Raw genomic sequence first — 17,141 nt, forward strand, 5'->3', positions numbered from 1 at the left:
GGACGTCTCCTTGCCCCTGCGCTGATCCGCCCAGGTCAGAGCCGTATGCCCGTCTGTCCCGAAGGACTGTGAACCATGGCAGCCACGCCCCAGAATCCCGCCGCCTCCCGCCGCAAGGTGAGCCGACACCGCGGCGAGGGTCAGTGGGCCGCCGGACACTTCACCCCGCTCAACGGGAACGAGCAGTTCAAGAAGGACGACGACGGTCTCAATGTGCGGACACGCATTGAGACGATCTACTCGAAGCGTGGATTCGACTCGATCGACCCCAACGACCTCCGGGGACGCATGCGTTGGTGGGGTCTGTACACCCAGCGCCGTCCCGGGATCGACGGCGGCAAGACCGCGGTCCTGGAGCCGGAGGAGCTGGACGACAGCTACTTCATGCTCCGCGTCCGCATCGACGGCGGCCGGCTCACCACCGAGCAGCTGCGCGTCATCGGCGAGATCTCCCAGGAGTTCGCCCGCGGCACCGCGGACATCACGGACCGGCAGAACATCCAGCTGCACTGGATCCGCATCGAGGACGTCCCCGAGATCTGGAACCGCCTGGAGGCGGTGGGCCTGTCCACCACCGAGGCCTGCGGCGACACCCCCCGCGCCTTCCTCGGCTCCCCGGTCGCCGGCATCGCCGAGGACGAGATCATCGACGGCACCCCGGCCCTGGAGGAGGCGCACCGCCGCGTCGTCGGCAACCCCGCCTACTCCAACCTGCCGCGCAAGTTCAAGACCGCGATCTCCGGCTCGCCCCTCCTGGACGTGGCGCACGAGATCAACGACGTCGCCTTCGTCGGCGTGCGCCACCCGGAGCTCGGCCCCGGCTTCGACCTCTGGGTCGGCGGCGGCCTCTCCACCAACCCCAAGCTGGGCGTCCGGCTGGGCGCCTGGGTGCCGCTGGAGGACGTGCCGGACGTCCTCGAGGGCGTCATCTCGATCTTCCGTGACTACGGCTACCGTCGGCTGCGCAACCGCGCCCGCCTGAAGTTCCTGGTCGCCGACTGGGGCCCGGAGAAGTTCCGCCAGGTGCTGCAGGACGAGTACCTCAAGCGCGAGCTGGCCGACGGCCCGGCCCCCGCCGAGCCGGTGGAGCGCTGGCGCGACCACGTCGGCGTGCACCGGCAGAAGGACGGCCGCTACTACGTCGGCTTCGCCCCGCGCGTCGGCCGCGTGGACGGCGCCACCCTCACCAAGATCGCCGACCTGGCCGCGGAACACGGCTCGGGCCGGCTGCGCACCACGGTCGAGCAGAAGATGATCGTGCTGGACGTGGCCGAGGAGCAGGTCGCCTCGCTGACCGAGGGGCTGCGCGCGCTCGACCTGATCGTCGAACCCTCCTCGTTCCGCCGCGGCACCATGGCCTGCACCGGCATCGAGTTCTGCAAGCTCGCCATCGTCGAGACCAAGGCGCGCGGCGCCGCGCTGATCGACGAACTCGAGCGCCGCCTGCCTGAGTTCGACGAGCCGCTGACCATCAACCTCAACGGCTGCCCCAACGCCTGCGCCCGCATCCAGGTCGCCGACATCGGCCTCAAGGGCCAGCTGGTGCTCGACGAGGACGGACAGCAGGTGGAGGGCTACCAGGTCCACCTCGGCGGCGCCCTCGGCCTGGAGGCCGGGTTCGGCCGCAAGGTCCGCGGCCTGAAGGTCACCTCCGCCGAACTCCCCGACTACATCGAGCGGGTGCTGCGCCGGTACCTGGAGCAGCGCGAGAGCGGCGAGCGGTTCGCCGCCTGGACGGCCCGCGCCGCCGAGGGAGACCTGTCGTGAGCGAGCGGGCGGCGCCCTTCCACTGCCCCTACTGCGGGGACGAGGACCTGCGGCCGGGCGAGGAGGGATACGGCAGTTGGGAATGCGGGGCGTGCAACCGCGCATTCCACCTGAAGTTCCTCGGGCTGCTCGCCCGCGGTTTCCAGCAGGGCACGGCCCACGACGGCGTCACGCAGCGGGAGGGTTCATGACCACGGCACAGGAGCAGCGCACCGCCGAGGAGCTCAAGGCGCTCGCCGAGCGGGCCGGCCGCGAGCTGGAGGACGCCTCGGCCCTGGACGTCATGCGGTGGGCCGTCGAGACCTTCGGCGACCGCTTCTGCGTGACCTCCTCCATGGAGGACGCGGTGGTGGCCCACCTCGCCTCCCGGGTGAAGCCCGGGGTGGACGTGGTCTTCCTGGACACCGGCTACCACTTCGAGGAGACCATCGGCACCCGGGACGCCGTCGAGGCCGTGATGAACGTCAACGTCCTCACCCTCACCCCGCGGCAGACCGTCGCCGAGCAGGACGCCGAGTACGGGCCGAAGCTGCACGACCGCGACCCCGACCTGTGCTGCAAGCTGCGCAAGGTCCAGCCGCTGGAGGAAGGCCTCAAGGGCTACCAGGCCTGGGCGACCGGGCTGCGCCGCGACGAGTCCCCCACCCGGGCGAACACGCCCGTCGTCGGCTGGGACGAGAAGCGCGGCAAGGTGAAGATCTCGCCCATCGCCCGCTGGACCCAGGACGACGTCGACGCCTACGTCGCCCAGCACGGCGTGCTCACCAACCCGCTGCTGATGGACGGTTACGCCTCCGTCGGCTGCGCGCCCTGCACCCGCAGGGTGCTGGAGGGCGAGGACGCCCGGGCCGGCCGCTGGGCCGGGCGCGGCAAGACCGAGTGCGGGCTGCACGGATGACCGGCGGCACCCGACCGGGGGAAGCGACGACCAAGGAGAACGAGCACGTGAGCGGAGCCACCGTCTGGCTGACGGGTCTGCCGAGCGCCGGCAAGACCACGATCGCCCTGGAGCTGGCCCGGCGCCTGCGCGCGGAGGGACACCGCGTGGAGGTCCTCGACGGCGACGAGATCCGCGAGTTCCTCTCGGCGGGCCTCGGCTTCAGCCGCGAGGACCGCCACACCAACGTCCAGCGCATCGGCTTCCTCGCCGAGCTGCTCTCCCGCAACGGCGTGACCACGCTGGTGCCGGTGATCGCGCCCTACGCCGACAGCCGGGACGCCGTCCGCAAGCGCCACGAGGCGGGCGGCACCCCCTACCTGGAGGTGCACGTCGCCACCCCGCTCGACGTCTGCTCGGTACGCGACGTGAAGGGCCTGTACGCCAAGCAGGCCGCCGGCGAGATATCCGGGCTCACCGGCGTCGACGACCCCTACGAGGCGCCCGAGACACCGGACCTGCGCATCGAGTCGCAGGACCAGACCGTCGCCGAGTCCGCCGCCGCCGTCCACGCTCTGCTCACCGAAAGGGGCCTGGCATGACCACCGTCGCCGCACTCCGCGACACCGCCGCGGGCCAGGGCCCGCTCGGCCACCTCGACGTGCTCGAGTCCGAGGCCGTGCACATCTTCCGTGAGGTCGCGGGCGAGTTCGAGCGGCCGGTGATCCTCTTCTCCGGCGGCAAGGACTCCATCGTGATGCTGCACCTGGCGCTCAAGGCGTTCGCGCCCGCGCCGGTGCCCTTCGCGCTGCTCCACGTGGACACCGGGCACAACTTCCCCGAGGTCCTCGACTACCGCGACCGTGTGGTGGCCGAACATGGGCTGCGCCTCCATGTGGCCTCCGTCCAGGACTACATCGACCGCGGTGTGCTCCGCGAACGCCCCGACGGCACCCGCAACCCGCTCCAGACGGTTCCGCTGACCGAGACCATCCAGAGCGAGAAGTTCGACGCGGTCTTCGGCGGCGGCCGCCGCGACGAGGAGAAGGCCCGCGCCAAGGAGCGCGTCTTCTCCCTGCGCGACGAGTTCTCCCAGTGGGACCCGCGCCGCCAGCGCCCCGAGCTGTGGAACCTGTACAACGGCCGGCACGCCCCCGGCGAGCACGTCCGGGTCTTCCCGCTCTCCAACTGGACCGAGCTGGACGTCTGGCAGTACATCAAGCGCGAGGCGATCGAGCTGCCGGCCATCTACTTCGCCCACGAGCGCGAGGTCTTCGCGCGCAACGGCATGTGGCTGACGGCCGGCGACTGGGGCGGCCCCAAGGACGGCGAGCCCCTCGAGACCCGCCAGGTCCGCTACCGGACCGTCGGCGACATGTCCTGCACCGGCGCCGTCGACTCCGACGCCGCCACGCTGGACCAGGTGATCGCCGAGATCGCGGCCTCCCGCCTCACCGAGCGCGGAGCCACCCGCGCCGACGACAAGCTCTCCGAGGCAGCGATGGAAGACCGCAAGCGCGAGGGGTACTTCTAACCATGACGACCACCACCGAACAGGCCGCCGAACCCACCACGCTGCTGCGGTTCGCCACCGCCGGGTCCGTCGACGACGGCAAGTCCACCCTGGTGGGCCGGCTGCTGCACGACTCCAAGTCGGTGCTCGCCGACCAGCTCGAGGCCGTCGAGCGGGCCTCCGCGAGCCGCGGCCAGGACACCCCCGACCTGGCCCTGCTCACCGACGGCCTGCGCGCCGAGCGCGAGCAGGGCATCACGATCGACGTGGCGTACCGTTACTTCGCCACGCCCAGGCGGCGGTTCATCCTCGCCGACACCCCCGGCCACGTGCAGTACACCCGCAACATGGTCACCGGCGCCTCCACCGCCGAGCTCACGGTGATCCTCGTCGACGCCCGCAACGGCGTCGTCGAGCAGACCCGCCGGCACGCCGCCATCGCCGCCCTGCTGCGCGTCCCGCACGTCGTGCTGGCCGTCAACAAGATGGACCTGGTCGACTACGCGGAGCCGGTGTTCGCGGCCATCGCCGAGGAGTTCACCGCCTACGCCACCGAGCTGGGCGTGCCCGAGGTGACCACCGTCCCCATCTCGGCGCTGGCCGGCGACAACGTCGTCGAGCCCTCCGCCCACATGGACTGGTACGGCGGCCCCACCGTGCTCGAGCACCTGGAGACGGTGCCTGTCGTCGGCGGTGCCGAGGGCACCCTCGACACGCTCCCGGCCCGGCTGCCCGTGCAGTACGTGATCCGCCCGCAGACCGCCGAGCACCCCGACTACCGCGGCTACGCGGGGCAGATCGCCGCCGGCTCGTTCCGCGTCGGCCAGGAGGTCACCGTGCTGTCCTCCGGCCGCACCACCCGGATCTCGGGCATCGACCTGCTCGGCGTGCCCGTGGAGAGCGCCCGCGCGCCCCAGTCGGTCACCCTGCTGCTCGAGGACGACCTGGACATCTCCCGCGGCGACCTGATCGCCCCGAGCCAGGACGCCCCCGCCGCCACCCAGGACGTCGAGGCCACCGTCTGCCACGTCGCCGACCGGCCGCTCACCGAGGGCCACCGGGTGCTGCTCAAGCACGGCACCCGCACCGTGAAGGCCGTGGTCAAGGAGATCCCGTCCCGGCTCACCCTGGACGACCTCTCCCTGCACCCCAGGCCCGGGCAGCTCGCCGCCAACGACATCGGCCGCGTCGTCCTGCGCACCGCCGAGCCGCTGCCGCTGGACGCCTACGAGGTGTCCCGCACCACCGGGGCGTTCATCCTGATCGACCCGGCCGACGGCTCCACGCTCACCGCGGGCATGGCCGGCGACTCCTTCGCCTCCGCCAAGCAGGTCGCCGAGGCTGCCACGGCACAGGCGGACGAGGACGGCTGGGACTTCTGACCATGAACACCCCAGGATTCTTCGGCACGTTCGCCAAGGAGGGCGGCCGCGTCGGCAGCGGCACCCTCGGCAGCGGGCAGGGCGGAGTCGCCCGATGTGCGGGCGGTACCCGGCACGTCCGGCACCACCGACTCCGCACCGAACGAAGACCCCACCGCCTCCCGGCCACCGCCTGACACGACGACAGGCGGTGACCGCCGGGCCATCGAGAGGAACCCCTCCCGTGCCTGCCAACCGCTCCCCGTTCCGCCAGGGCCTCGCCGTGGCCGCCGTGCTGCCGCTGCTGGCGCTCGCCGCCTGCGGCTACGGCTCGCAGGCGAAGGACGACGCGGAGACCGTCGTCCCGGCCGGGGAGAAGACCGACGGCCTGGACACCGTGCGGATCGGCTACTTCGGCAACCTCACGCACGCCACCCCGCTGGTCGCCCACCGCATGGGCTTCCTCCAGCGGGAACTGGGCGGCACCGAGGCCGCCTACCAGGTCTTCAACGCCGGCCCGTCCGAGATCGAGGCGCTCAACTCGGGTTCCGTGGACATCGGCTGGATCGGCCCCTCCCCGGCGATCAACGGCTACACCAGGTCCCTGGGCAAGAACCTGCGGATCATCGGCGGGTCCGCGTCCGGCGGCGTCAAGCTGGTGGTCGATCCCGAGAAGATCACCTCCCTCAAGGACGTCAAGGGCAAGCGGATCGCCACCCCGCAGCTCGGCAACACCCAGGACGTGGCGTTCCTCCACTGGATCTCCGAGCAGGGCTGGAAGGTCGACGCCGAGAGCGGCAAGGGCGACGTCTCCGTCGTCCGCTCCGACAACAAGGTGACCCCGGGCGCCTTCGCCGCCGGCTCGGTCGACGGCGCCTGGGTGCCCGAGCCGACCGCCTCCAAGCTGGTCGCCGAGGGCGGCAAGGTGCTGCTCGACGAGAGCAGCCTGTGGCCGGACGAGAAGTTCGTGATCACCAACATCGTCGTCTCCCAGAAGTTCCTGGCCGAGCACCCGAAGGCCGTCGAGGCGGTGCTGAGGGCGTCCGTGAAGACCAACGCGTGGATCGGCGCCCACCCCGCCGAGGCGAAGGAAGCCGCCAACGCCCAGCTGGAGGAGGACTCCGGCAAGGCGCTGCCCGCCGAGATCCTCGACCCCGCCTGGGAGTCGATTACGGTCACCGACGACCCGCTGGCCGCCACCCTCGAGAGCCAGGCGGCCCACGCCGTGGACGCCGGTCTGCTCGAGAGCCCGGAGCTCGACGGCATCTACGACCTGCGCCCGCTCAACGCGGTCCTGAAGAAGGCCGGGAAGCCCGCCGTCGACGACGCGGGCCTCGGTGCCGGCTGACCGCGGCGCCGGCCGCGCCGAACGACCACACCCACCCGTGAGCTCCCACCAGGAGGTGACCATGGCGACCATCACCCTCGCCACGGCCGAGGACAACCGGACCGACGTCCGCAGTGCCGCGCGCATCGAGCACGTCTCGAAGTCCTTCGCCGGGCCCGCCGGAACCCAGCTCGTACTGGACGACATCACCCTCGACGTCGCCCCCGGCGAGTTCGTCACCCTCCTGGGGGCGTCCGGCTGCGGCAAGTCGACCCTGCTCAACCTGGTGGCCGGCCTCGACCGGCCCACCGCGGGCGACATCACCACCGACGGACGCCCCGCCCTGATGTTCCAGGAACACGCCCTGTTCCCCTGGCTGACCGCCGGGAAGAACATCGAACTCGCCCTCAAGCTCAGGGGCGTCGAGAAGAACCTGCGCCGCGAGCGGGCCGAGGAGCTCCTCGAGCTGGTCCGGCTGAAGGGCGCCTACGGCAAGCGCGTGCACGAGCTGTCCGGCGGCATGCGCCAGCGCGTCGCCCTGGCCCGTGCCATCGCCCAGGACAGCCGGCTGCTGCTGATGGACGAGCCGTTCGCCGCGCTCGACGCCATCACCCGCGACGTGCTGCACGACGAACTCACCCGCATCTGGCGGGAGACCAACCTGTCGGTCCTCTTCGTGACCCACAACGTGCGCGAGGCGGTGCGGCTCGCCCAGCGGGTCGTGCTGCTCTCCTCCCGGCCCGGCCGGATCGCCCGCGAATGGCAGGTCGACATCCCGCACCCGCGCCGCATCGAGGACGCCGCGGTCGCGGAGCTGTCACTGGAGATCACCGAACAACTCCGTGGGGAGATCCGCCGACATGGCCAGCACTGACACCACCGCCGCCGTCACCAAGGAAGACCGGCAGGCGGACGACACCGCCGGTCTCGAAGCCGGCCTCGACGCACTGGAGTCGGTGGAGACCGGACGCACCCCGCTGCGCCAGACGCTGCTGCAGAAGGTCCTTCCGCCGGTCGTCGCCGTCCTGCTGGTCGTCGTGGTCTGGCAGCTCCTGGTCTCGCTGAAGATCGTCGACGACCCCACCAAGCTGCCCGCGCCCTCCGACGTGTGGGCCGAGATCGAGGAGTCCTGGCTCGAGGGCGAACTGCTCGGCTACATCTGGACCAGCGTCTCCCGCGGCCTGCTCGGCTTCCTGCTCGCACTGGTCATCGGCACGCCGCTCGGCCTGCTCGTCGCCCGGGTCAGGTTCGTCCGCGCGGCCATCGGACCGATCCTCTCCGGCCTGCAGTCGCTGCCCTCGGTCGCCTGGGTGCCGCCGGCCGTCATCTGGCTGGGCCTGAACAACTCCATGATGTACGCGGTGATCCTGCTCGGCGCGGTGCCGTCCATCGCCAACGGGCTGGTCTCCGGCGTCGACCAGGTGCCCCCGCTGTACCTGCGGGCCGGCCGGACCATGGGCGCCACCGGCCTCAGGGGCGCCTGGCACATCGTGATGCCGGCCGCGCTGCCCGGCTACGTGGCCGGCATGAAGCAGGGCTGGGCGTTCTCCTGGCGCTCCCTGATGGCCGCCGAGATCATCGCCTCCTCGCCCGATCTCGGCGTCGGACTCGGCCAGTTGCTGGAGAACGGCCGCAACGCCTCCTCCATGTCCCTGGTCTTCCTCGCCATCATCCTGATCCTGGTCGTCGGCATCGCCATCGACCTGCTGATTTTCAGTCCCCTGGAGCGGCGGATCCTGCGCGGCCGCGGCCTCCTCGTCAAGAGCTGAGCGGTCCTCCCATGCACCACGCCCCCGCCCGCCCCGTCCTGCTGGTCGTAGCCCACGGAAGCCGCGACCCGCGCCACGCCGCCAGCGTCCACGCGCTGGTGGAGCGGGTGCGGGAACAACGGCCCGGCCTGCGGGTGGAGACCGCCTTCCTCGACTTCAACCTCCCCACCGTCGACGGGGTGCTGGAGTCGCTGGCCGCCGAGGGGGTGAAGGACGTGGTCGCCCAGCCGCTGCTGCTCACCCGCGCCTTCCACGCCAAGGCCGACATCCCCGCCGTGCTGTGCCGGGCCCCGGCCCGGCTGCGGGTCACCGCCGCCGAGGTGCTGGGCCCGGACCCGCTGCTGCTCGCGGCGCTGGAGCGGCGGCTGCACGAGGCGGGGCTCACCCCCGCCGACCGGTCCGCCACGGGGGTCGTCCTCGCGTCGGCGGGCTCCACGGACCCGGAGGCGATCGCGGTGATCGCTGAAATCGCGCGGGAGCTGCGGCACACCGGTTGGTGCGCCGTGCGACCCGCGTTCGCCTCCGCGGCATCTCCCGGGGGCTTCCCCCGCACCGAGGACGCGGTACGGGAGCTGCGCGCCGCGGGCTGCGAACGGGTGGCCGTCGCGCCGTACGTCCTGGCGCCCGGCCGCCTCCCGGACCGCATCGCGGCCGGCGCCGCGTCCGCCGGGGCCGACGTCCTCGCCGGTGTCCTCGGCCCGTCACCCGAGGTCGCCCGGGTGCTCCTCGCCCGCTACGACGCGGCCCGGTTCCCCGCGGCGACGGCACTGGGGGCGTGAGGCCTCCTCAGGGCGCCGACGTCAGCTCGTCGAGCTTGAGGACCGTGTTCCAGTTGCGGGTGGTGGCGATCAGGCCCTTCACCAGACGGGGCCCGGACAGCCGGTCGGCGAGCTTGGAGCGGCCCATGCCGTCCGGGAGGTACAGGTAGACGGCCCGGTCGCCGATGCGGAACTCCTCCGGCAGGAACGCCTCGCGGTCCACGTCCGCGTACCGGTCCTCGTCCACGGAGCGGTCGAGGAAGGTGACGTGCAGCTGCCTGCCCTCCAGCTCGGCGGCCGGGAACGGACAGCCGGCCACGACGCCGGCCAGGTAGGCGTGGTCGCGGACCAGCACCTCGCAGGTGTAGGCGAACCGCTTCCCGAGCGCGGCCCCCAGCTCCGCGGCCAGCGCCTCCTCGTCGCCGTCCTCGGCGGTGAACACCGCCTGGCCGCTCTGCAGGTACGTCCGCACGTCCCGGTGCCCGAGCTCCTCGAGCACGGCCCGCAGTTCGGCCATCGGCATCTTCCGGCCGCCACCCACGTTGACCCCGCGCAGCAGGGCCGCATACCTCGTCATGCGGCCACCCTACGGCGAGGGCCGTTGTTCTTGCGGTGAGTTGCGGACCCGGTGTGGACGGCGCGGGGTGACCACGACGAGGACGCTGCACGTGTGTAGGTCGACCCGGGTGTGGACTCGAGCCGGGGTTACGGCATCGGCCTTGAACTCCTCCGAGTGGTCCTTCATCGCCACCGGCGGTCTTCTCGTTCCCTCCGGATCAAGCAGATCCGGTATCAGCGTGTCCACCACTCAGGGGGTCTCCGTTCGCGTGGCGATACGACGATGTTCCTGATCGGCCAGTTCGGACAGGGACGTCGCCCCGCATCTGGTGAACAACGTTCTTGCCTGTTCGATCTGAGTACGGCCTTCGCCATGGCGGTCGACGACGGACAGTGCGATGCCTGCCGTCAGCCGGGCTGTGGCCTCGTAGAGCGGCATGCGAGCCGAGCGGAACGCGTCAGCCGCTTCGCACGCGGCCTCTGCCGCAGCCGGGTCCCCCTTGGCGAGGTGGATCTCAGCGCGGGCCAGCACAGCGAAACCGAACTCTCCCGGCGGCCGGTCGGGGCTCACCGCTGCCGCTGCGCGGTCGGCCCACGACTCAGCAGCCGCCACATCGCCCCGGACCAGTTCCGCACCAGCCAGCAGCCGCATCCACAAAGGGCGCACGGGTGCTTCGAACGCCGGCATCCCGGGGCCGCCGCCTGCTTCGGTCACCCTGCGGACACAGCCCACCGGATCACCGTCGAGCAGCAAGACATTGCCGAGCATCCCGAGGATGGCCGATCGGTGCCGGGCAGGTTCAAGACCGGCCTGCGTAAGCGACTCCTCGCAGATCTTCCGTGCTCCGGCGAAGTCGCCCCGCCACATCGAGACCGCCGCGTGGACCGCCTCGGCCAGTGAGCGCGGCTCGTCGCTGCCGACGAGGCACGCCGCCTCCAGCGCGTCGTTGGCGTACCTCACTGCCTCGTCCAGATGCCCGCGCCACATCAAGACGTACGCGGAGGCGGCCAGGAGATCCGCAAGCATGAGGCTCTGACCGGTACGTCGGGAAAGATCTATGCCCTGACGGAGGTGGCGCAGCGCCGGGTCGTAATGGCCCAGGAACATCTCCGTCCAGCCGACCGTGACAAGAGTGTCGATCCGGTCGGCCGGGTGTTGGTCATCGGCTTCGTCGATTGCCTCCCGGACCAGGCCCAGGCATTCGGTCGCTCGAGCGGCGTCCCCGGCCAGGGTATGCGCCAGTGCCAGGAGTCCCCGGACCCTGGTAATCTGTGACGGATCACCGAAGGCCGTTGCCGAGTGCAGCGAGCGTTCGCCCCAAGCGACGGCCGTGGAGAAGTCCGCTGTGCGAAGCGCGACTGTCGCCACCCCCACCTGCAGGGCTGCGATCGTGGATCCCGGCAGGCCGGCAGTGCCATCCAGCTCCCGGGTCAGCAGCGACATCGCCGCCTCGTACCGGCCGAGCTTCCACTCCATCGTGGCTCGAGAGACGGTCAGCCGGGCCCGCTCGTCCCGTGCCTGCGCAGGCCAGAGAGAAGCAGCCGTGCGCAGCACGTCGCGGCTTTCCACCAGGCGTCCGGCCATGCCCAGCGCATCAGCCTGCTGGACCCACAGTTCGGGCCGGAGCCGACTCTGCTCGCCGAGCAGGCGCAAGCCCTCCTGTGTCCAGTGCGCGGCAGCGGCCGGCGCGATCATCATCACCTCTCGGGCAGCCCGCACGAGTACGTCGACGGCGTGTGCGTCTCCTACGCGCGCCGAACGCTGAACGTGCGACGCCTGCGCGGTCAGTGGTGCGTCGTGCAGTGCGAGGAAGTCCGCGGCACGGGCGTGCGCCTCGATCCGCCAGCCGGCGCCGGTTCCCTGGTACACCGCTGTCCGCACCAGCGGATGACGGAACCGGAATCGGCGTGTGGAGCCGACCTGGCGTACGAGGTCCCGTTCCGCAGCCTCGTCCAGGGCCGCGAGGGCCTGTGCCTCACCTGTGCCGGCCACAACTGCCACCACCTCGGCCTCGAACGAGTCGCCGAGCACCGCGGCCGCCTTCGTACAGACCCGTGCGGTGGCCGACAGACCTCCCAGCTCCTCCAGCAGCGCGGCTTGCACCGGCTGCGGCAGGTCGCCGGAAACGGGCACGGAGTCGACGGGAACCGCCGGCGGGTTTCTGCTCCCCATGCTCCGGGTCAGCGCCTCCAGGTAGAACGGGTTGCCGCCACTGGCCTCGTACTGCCGTCGGAAACGCCAGTGATCCGGCCTGACCCCGCACAATTCCGCTCCCTCGGCCGGGGACAGCGGACCCAGCTCCACCCTGACGATCCTTCCCTCCCTGCCTGCGCGGGCCAGTGCCGCGGCCAACCGCTGCGGGGTCTGTCTCGGGCGGTGGGCGAGGGCCAGGAGCAGGGGAGCCCTGGGCGGGTGCCGCACCAGATGGTCGATCAGCTCCGCCGTACCGTCATCCGCCCACTGCAGGTCGTCCAGGCAGAGGACGAGCCCGCCGTCGGAACTCAGCGTCTCCAGTAACGTCCGCACCGCCCGATGGAACCAGTACCGCTCGACCGCCACGGGCTCCGACCCGGTCGGGAGCCGGTCACAGAGTGCGGGGAAGACCGTACTCAGCAGGGCGAACCCGCCGAACGATGATCCCTCCTGCGGGGGCCGGAGTAACTCCACCTGGCCGAGGTGATCGTCCAACGCGTCCACGAACACGCTGTACGGAGCCCGGTCGAACTCCGCACTGCGGCCGATCAACGACACGAGACCGCGCTGCCTCGCGCGCCCGCACAGTTCGTTCAGCAACCGTGTCTTTCCGATACCCGGATCACCAACCACCTCGAGCACACCTGGTGTACCGGCCAGGACGTCCTCGATCGCACCGTCGAGGACCGTCAACTCCACTGTTCGCCCGACCAGGTGGCCCTGTGGCTGGGAACGCCGCGGCGTCGGCGGGGGAGGAAGGCCGACGCCGTCCCGCGGGGAGCGCACCGGGCCGGGCCTGGAGGGCCGAAGCGGTACGAGGGCGGGTGCGGAGCCCGGGAAGCGCCCGCCGGGCGGGTGCACGGCAGGGTCGGCGGCTCGGACGTCCAGTGCCGGATCGCTGGTCAGGATCTGCTGATGCAGTTGCTGCAGTGGGAGGCTCGGGTCACAGCCGAATTCCTCGGCCAGCAGCAACCGCGTCCGCTCGTAGTGGCCGAGGGCATCGGCTGGACGACCACCACGGTAGAGAGCGAGGATGAACTGGCCGGCTAGCCGTTCGTCCAACGGGCGTTCCTCCACCTGACCGGACAACTCGGCCAACAGGCCGCTGTGGTGCCCCCGGCGGAGCCGAGCATCGGTGTGGTCCAGCTCGGCCGCGACCCGTTCCCGATCCACGGCGGCACGAGTGACGTTGATCCACGGCGTGTCCAGTCCCGCGAAGGGATCTCCCCGCCAGAGGCCGAGTCCCTGCCCGAACAGGTCCGCCGCCAGCTCATCCTGCCCGCTCCGCGCGGCCGCCCGAGCACGCGTGACAAGGTCGTGGAAGCGGTGCAGATCCACTGCCGCCGCTTCGACGTCGAGGACGTACCCTCCGGATCGCCGGACGATGTGCGCCCCGTCTGCGACGGCCAAAGCCTGCCGGAGACGGGAGACATAACCGTAGAGCGTGTTCCGGACCCGCTGCGGAGAACGGTCCGCCCAGACGCGCTCGACGAGTTGGTCCACCGAAACCACCCGGTTCGCGTCCACCAACATGACCGCGAGCACACACCGCTGCCGGGCGTGACCGAGATCGATGATCCGTCCGCCCACACGCGCCTCGACGCTGCCGAGTACAGCGAACTCCATCGTCACCGCACGCCCCCAAGTCTTTGGCTCCCCGTCCTGGCATAACACCTTCGACCAGCCGATTCAATGTTTGTCCAAGGTTCGCCGACAGTCGGCCGAGCAGCTTGGTCCAGGACAGAAACAGGACGACAAGGGCCCCGCGGTGGAATGCGGGCAGCTCCGTGCCACCGCCCACTCAGACGGTCCGTTCCCGCTCGCACCATCGACATCCAGGAGGACTGCCATGGCCAATGGCATCACGTTCAAGGGCATTCGGCGGAATCTGGTGGTTGTAGCCGTCGCCGCCGGACTCAGCTTTTCCTTCGCCGGCTCGGCCCACGCGGCCCAGGGGTACGACTTGACTCCCACCACGGGGGACGTCGCAGGAGCCTGGGCACACGGCACCTGGTGGCAGGCGGCGAACGGCCGCTACCACCTCAAGGGCGAGCTGAAGGACACCGGAAACAACGACGGCAAGGGTGCCGCATTCAGGATCAAGGCGGTGTACAAGGACGGGGGGGTGCGCCACGAGGAGGTGTGGAACACTCTCGGCTACGGAAAGATCGTGCCGATAGGCGAGTACAACTTCGCCTCCAACCTGCAGTACTGGGAACTCCAGGAGTGCATCCTGGTCCAGGACGGCAACTACATCCGCGTCGGATACTGCGCGCCGGGCGTTTTCACGCAGTACGTCTACTAGGACGGTCTAGGTCGTGCGGGCGGCCGACCTCGTGGTGAGGCCGCCCGCACGACGGCTCCCGCATCCCGGCCCCCTCGGGCGACGTCGACTCCAGCTGAGTGAAGACAACCCGCTCGGCCGCAACGGCCATGGGCCCGGGAGCACCACGGCAAATGGCTAACTCATGTGCGTGTTGCGAACTCATCGCGGAATTGGCGTGACTCTGCTCAATCAATCATCAGGGGATAAAAATGGAGAACAGGTTAACGGTTCGAGCGGCTGTAGTGACTGCTGCCATGGCCCTGGCAGTCTCGGTGGGCAGCGCGGGCTCGGCCCAAGCCGCTGAGATCGAGTACTGGCCGGGCAAAGATGCCACGGTCGGATCCTGCAAGGGCTGGCTCAACAAGCGCGCATCTGACGGCTACGTGCAGGCCGTAGCCCAGTCCTGGGGAGATGATTGCGCTTACTGGCTCGAGCGAAAGCGTCTGGGAACCGGTGGTTACGACTGGACACGAGTGTCCGACTATGTCGTGATCCACGTGGCGCAGAGCAAGACTGGATTCCACTGGAATGGAACGGACGCGGGATCCCGGGTCTGCGTATCGCAGAACCACACCGATACCACCGTCTGCGGCGCCGGCGCCTGGTGAAGGAGAGAGGGGGCGTGCCGCGATCAGGGCACCGCCGGTCAGGGTAGAGGCTGGGGCGTAGGCGGCCGTCATGGTGAGTGGCTCCTCGGGAGCCGGGGAAGCTGTCGGCATGCGGTCCGGTTGCTGTGTCCTGTTAGTCATGCCGCGCACCATGACCCGTCCGGTGCCCTACGTCGGAGACCGGGCAGCCGCCGTGCCGGAGCTGGAGTCGCCGGCCGAGCCGACCGGCCGTCAACCCTCAAGGACGAGGTCGTACGACGGTGGGGTGCCCTGGACCTCCTGGGCGTGCTGAAGAACTCCGACTGTGTCCTTCGACGGGGCGGCGTTCTCCGGCGGGACGGCGGACTTCGGTGGCGCGACATCGGAAGACGGCGTGGTGGCCTGCAACGCCCGCCGCGCGGCAGTGGGCCGGGGCCGGCTCACCGGCCAGCTGGGCGACAGCCGGGCACTGCTCGCGCTCACCGAGGGCCTGGGGCGCGGGTTGTCCGCCGTCGCGCCGCCGCACCGACGGCCCCGGCGGCCGGGGCGCGGCCGCCGGAGTGCCTCGCCCGCGGCCCCGCCCGGCGTCGACGACGGGCTTCAGGGCCGGGGCAGTTCGGCCTCGATCAGGTCGGCGGCGCGCCGGGTGCCGCCCTCCTGCGCCATCCGGTCGCGGATCGCGGACAGCCGGGCGCCCACCTCGGGGTCGTCGACCAGGGCGAGCGCCGCCGTGCGCAGGACGTCGGCGGTGGCCTCCTCGGCCGGGACGTGCCGGGCGACGCCCAGGGACGCCAGCGTCTCCGCGTTGCCGAACTGGTCCGCCGCCTGCGGCACCGCGATCATCGGGGTCGCGCTCGCCAGGCCCTCCTGGCTGCCGCCCGCGCCCGCGTGGGTGACGAACAGGTCGGCCTCGGCGAGGATCGCCCGCTGCGGCACCCAGTCGCGGACCTCGACGTGGGAGGGGACCGTGCCGAGCTCGGCGGGATCGACGTGCTTGCCGATCTGCAGCACCGTGTGCCACCCGGGCAGGTCGCCGAAGGCCTCCACGCACGCCCGGTAGAAGGCGGGCTGCCGGGTGAACGCCGAACCGAGCGAGACCAGGACGACCTTGTCGGCGCCGGCCGGACGGGTCCAGCCGCCCCCGGCGGTCGGAGCACCCTGACACGCCCCGACGAAGGTGTACACGTCCTCGTTCACCCGGTCGGCGTTCGGCTGCAGGGCGCGGGGGATGAGGACCAGGGCGCGGTCGGGCCGCCCGCCGAAGGTGTCCGGGTCCAGCGGCACGCCGTTGTCGTCCAGCCACTTCTGGAACCGGGCGTAGTAGGCCTGCCCGCGCGGCGTGCTGCGCGGCTCCTCCCACATCGGCTCGCCGACCTCCTTCTCGTACCCCTCCCAGGCGACCATGGCGGGGGAGAGGCAGATCGCGGGGACGCCCCAGCGGTGGGCGAGGACGCGGGCGGGGTAGGCCGCGATGTCGTACAGCACCAGGTCGGGGCGGTCGCCCTCGTAGGCGGCCTCCAGCTGCGGCAGGGCCTGGATCGCGTCGTCGAGGAAGGGCTCGACGTTGTCCAGCAGGGTCGAACCCCAGGCCTCCGGCGGGTCCTCCGGGGAGGGCAGGGTGGAGTTCCACGGCCTGACCTGCGCACCCGTGACGGCGACCTTCTCCGCGAAGACCGGAGGGACGGCGTAGGTGACGCGATGCCCACGCGCCACCAGCTCCCGGACCACCTCCAGGCTGGGGTTCACGTGGCCGTGGGCGGCGATGGAGAACATGGCGATGTGCGCGGGGCGGGAGGTGGTCATGTCCCGAACCTAACGGGAGTTCGCGCGCGGCTCTCCCCATTTTCGGCCCCGACGACCTCGGCCGGACGCGGCACGCGGTCGTGGCCGGGTGTCCTGGCGATTCGCGCCAGGCGGGGCGTCCCGGCCCGGGGCGCGGGCTGCTCGTGATGATAGGGGGCCGGCCCTCGGGCCCGGCCGGTGCGTGACGTCCGTGGTCGACGCGTCCGCCGGTCGGTGCGGGCATCGTGCCTGACGTACGTCCTCCCGAACGGCCACCACAGGTGCGGGGCCACGGCGACGGCGGCTCGCCGGGGAGGGGCGG

General features: G+C 71.2%; 16 protein-coding genes. 13 read left to right on the forward strand and 3 right to left on the reverse strand.

All coding sequences use genetic code 11. The features are described 5' to 3' along the window. The first annotated feature begins 75 nt into the window (after window positions 1-75). The 11 genes from Sfr03f_RS04775 to Sfr03f_RS04820 all read left to right on the forward strand — a co-directional run bounded on the left by Sfr03f_RS04775 (window position 76) and on the right by Sfr03f_RS04820 (window position 9,393). A complete protein-coding gene (locus Sfr03f_RS04775) occupies window positions 76-1,767 on the forward strand; it encodes a nitrite/sulfite reductase (protein WP_108952425.1) in 1,692 nt (563 codons plus the stop codon). Continuing rightward, complete coding sequence (locus tag Sfr03f_RS04780; protein ID WP_108952426.1) at window positions 1,764-1,958, forward strand: hypothetical protein; 195 nt, start codon at window positions 1,764-1,766, stop codon at window positions 1,956-1,958. The genes Sfr03f_RS04775 and Sfr03f_RS04780 overlap by 4 nt, the downstream gene beginning before the upstream one ends. After that, window positions 1,955-2,665 (forward strand): phosphoadenylyl-sulfate reductase, encoded by a 711-nt coding sequence (locus Sfr03f_RS04785; protein ID WP_108952427.1) that lies wholly within the window; start codon window positions 1,955-1,957, stop codon window positions 2,663-2,665. Before Sfr03f_RS04780 ends, Sfr03f_RS04785 begins: the two co-directional genes overlap by 4 nt. Continuing rightward, window positions 2,662-3,246 (forward strand): adenylyl-sulfate kinase, encoded by a 585-nt coding sequence (cysC, locus tag Sfr03f_RS04790; RefSeq protein WP_108952428.1) that lies wholly within the window; start codon window positions 2,662-2,664, stop codon window positions 3,244-3,246. The genes Sfr03f_RS04785 and cysC overlap by 4 nt, the downstream gene beginning before the upstream one ends. Next, window positions 3,243-4,178: a sulfate adenylyltransferase subunit CysD gene (cysD, locus tag Sfr03f_RS04795; RefSeq protein ID WP_108952429.1), complete on the forward strand. Its 936-nt coding sequence runs from the start codon at window positions 3,243-3,245 to the stop codon at window positions 4,176-4,178. The genes cysC and cysD overlap by 4 nt, the downstream gene beginning before the upstream one ends. Window positions 4,179-4,180: 2 nt before the next feature. Continuing rightward, entirely contained in the window at window positions 4,181-5,539 is a 1,359-nt protein-coding gene (locus tag Sfr03f_RS04800; protein WP_108952430.1) for a sulfate adenylyltransferase subunit 1, read from the forward strand. Window positions 5,540-5,541: 2 nt separating this feature from the next. Next, entirely contained in the window at window positions 5,542-5,715 is a 174-nt protein-coding gene (locus Sfr03f_RS30140) for a hypothetical protein (protein WP_159105544.1), read from the forward strand. A gap of 47 nt (window positions 5,716-5,762) precedes the next feature. Beyond that, the gene (locus Sfr03f_RS04805; protein ID WP_108952431.1) at window positions 5,763-6,866 is read left to right on the forward strand and encodes an aliphatic sulfonate ABC transporter substrate-binding protein; all 1,104 of its coding nucleotides are present in this window, start codon (window positions 5,763-5,765) and stop codon (window positions 6,864-6,866) included. A gap of 61 nt (window positions 6,867-6,927) precedes the next feature. Further along, window positions 6,928-7,719 carry an ABC transporter ATP-binding protein gene (locus Sfr03f_RS04810; RefSeq protein ID WP_108952432.1) on the forward strand — a complete coding sequence of 264 codons (792 nt, stop codon included), beginning with the start codon at window positions 6,928-6,930 and terminating at the stop codon, window positions 7,717-7,719. Next, on the forward strand, window positions 7,706-8,614 hold the full coding sequence (locus Sfr03f_RS04815; RefSeq protein ID WP_108952433.1) for an ABC transporter permease: 909 nt from the start codon (window positions 7,706-7,708) through the stop codon (window positions 8,612-8,614). The genes Sfr03f_RS04810 and Sfr03f_RS04815 overlap by 14 nt, the downstream gene beginning before the upstream one ends. An 11-nt stretch (window positions 8,615-8,625) precedes the next feature. Further along, the gene (locus Sfr03f_RS04820; RefSeq protein ID WP_108952434.1) at window positions 8,626-9,393 is read left to right on the forward strand and encodes a sirohydrochlorin chelatase; all 768 of its coding nucleotides are present in this window, start codon (window positions 8,626-8,628) and stop codon (window positions 9,391-9,393) included. A 7-nt stretch (window positions 9,394-9,400) separates the two neighbouring features. Here the strand turns inward: Sfr03f_RS04820 and Sfr03f_RS04825 are convergent, their stop codons facing one another. Beyond that, entirely contained in the window at window positions 9,401-9,949 is a 549-nt protein-coding gene (locus tag Sfr03f_RS04825; RefSeq protein WP_108952435.1) for a DUF1697 domain-containing protein, read from the reverse strand. A gap of 231 nt (window positions 9,950-10,180) precedes the next feature. Next, entirely contained in the window at window positions 10,181-13,750 is a 3,570-nt protein-coding gene (locus Sfr03f_RS04830; protein WP_245967493.1) for an ATP-binding protein, read from the reverse strand. A 337-nt stretch (window positions 13,751-14,087) separates the two neighbouring features. Here Sfr03f_RS04830 and Sfr03f_RS04835 point away from each other — a divergent pair, with 337 nt between their 5' ends. After that, entirely contained in the window at window positions 14,088-14,429 is a 342-nt protein-coding gene (locus tag Sfr03f_RS04835) for a hypothetical protein (protein WP_159105545.1), read from the forward strand. Between the two features lie 275 nt (window positions 14,430-14,704). Then, window positions 14,705-15,058: a hypothetical protein gene (locus Sfr03f_RS30145; RefSeq protein WP_159105546.1), complete on the forward strand. Its 354-nt coding sequence runs from the start codon at window positions 14,705-14,707 to the stop codon at window positions 15,056-15,058. A 579-nt stretch (window positions 15,059-15,637) separates the two neighbouring features. On the opposite strand, the gene mgt is transcribed toward Sfr03f_RS30145, so the two are convergent. Then, window positions 15,638-16,840, reverse strand: coding sequence for a macrolide-inactivating glycosyltransferase (gene mgt / locus Sfr03f_RS04840; RefSeq protein ID WP_108952438.1), 1,203 nt, complete (start codon window positions 16,838-16,840; stop codon window positions 15,638-15,640). Window positions 16,841-17,141 lie beyond the last annotated feature (301 nt).

The sequence above is a fragment of the Streptomyces fragilis genome (assembly GCF_003112515.1).
Taxonomy (GTDB): domain Bacteria; phylum Actinomycetota; class Actinomycetes; order Streptomycetales; family Streptomycetaceae; genus Streptomyces; species Streptomyces fragilis.

Bases quoted from the DNA above. Each gene is read 5' to 3' on its own strand.
- Sfr03f_RS04785 (WP_108952427.1), top strand. From the start codon at position 1,955: ATGACCACGGCACAGGAGCAGCGCACCGCCGAGGAGCTCAAGGCGCTC.
- Sfr03f_RS04815 (WP_108952433.1), top strand. From the start codon at position 7,706: ATGGCCAGCACTGACACCACCGCCGCCGTCACCAAGGAAGACCGGCAG.
- cysD (WP_108952429.1), top strand. From the start codon at position 3,243: ATGACCACCGTCGCCGCACTCCGCGACACCGCCGCGGGCCAGGGCCCG.
- Sfr03f_RS04830 (WP_245967493.1), bottom strand. From the start codon at position 13,750: ATGGAGTTCGCTGTACTCGGCAGCGTCGAGGCGCGTGTGGGCGGACGG.
- Sfr03f_RS04800 (WP_108952430.1), top strand. From the start codon at position 4,181: ATGACGACCACCACCGAACAGGCCGCCGAACCCACCACGCTGCTGCGG.
- cysC (WP_108952428.1), top strand. From the start codon at position 2,662: ATGACCGGCGGCACCCGACCGGGGGAAGCGACGACCAAGGAGAACGAG.
- Sfr03f_RS04825 (WP_108952435.1), bottom strand. From the start codon at position 9,949: ATGACGAGGTATGCGGCCCTGCTGCGCGGGGTCAACGTGGGTGGCGGC.
- Sfr03f_RS30145 (WP_159105546.1), top strand. From the start codon at position 14,705: ATGGCCCTGGCAGTCTCGGTGGGCAGCGCGGGCTCGGCCCAAGCCGCT.
- Sfr03f_RS30140 (WP_159105544.1), top strand. From the start codon at position 5,542: ATGAACACCCCAGGATTCTTCGGCACGTTCGCCAAGGAGGGCGGCCGC.
- mgt (WP_108952438.1), bottom strand. From the start codon at position 16,840: ATGACCACCTCCCGCCCCGCGCACATCGCCATGTTCTCCATCGCCGCC.
- Sfr03f_RS04810 (WP_108952432.1), top strand. From the start codon at position 6,928: ATGGCGACCATCACCCTCGCCACGGCCGAGGACAACCGGACCGACGTC.
- Sfr03f_RS04820 (WP_108952434.1), top strand. From the start codon at position 8,626: ATGCACCACGCCCCCGCCCGCCCCGTCCTGCTGGTCGTAGCCCACGGA.
- Sfr03f_RS04775 (WP_108952425.1), top strand. From the start codon at position 76: ATGGCAGCCACGCCCCAGAATCCCGCCGCCTCCCGCCGCAAGGTGAGC.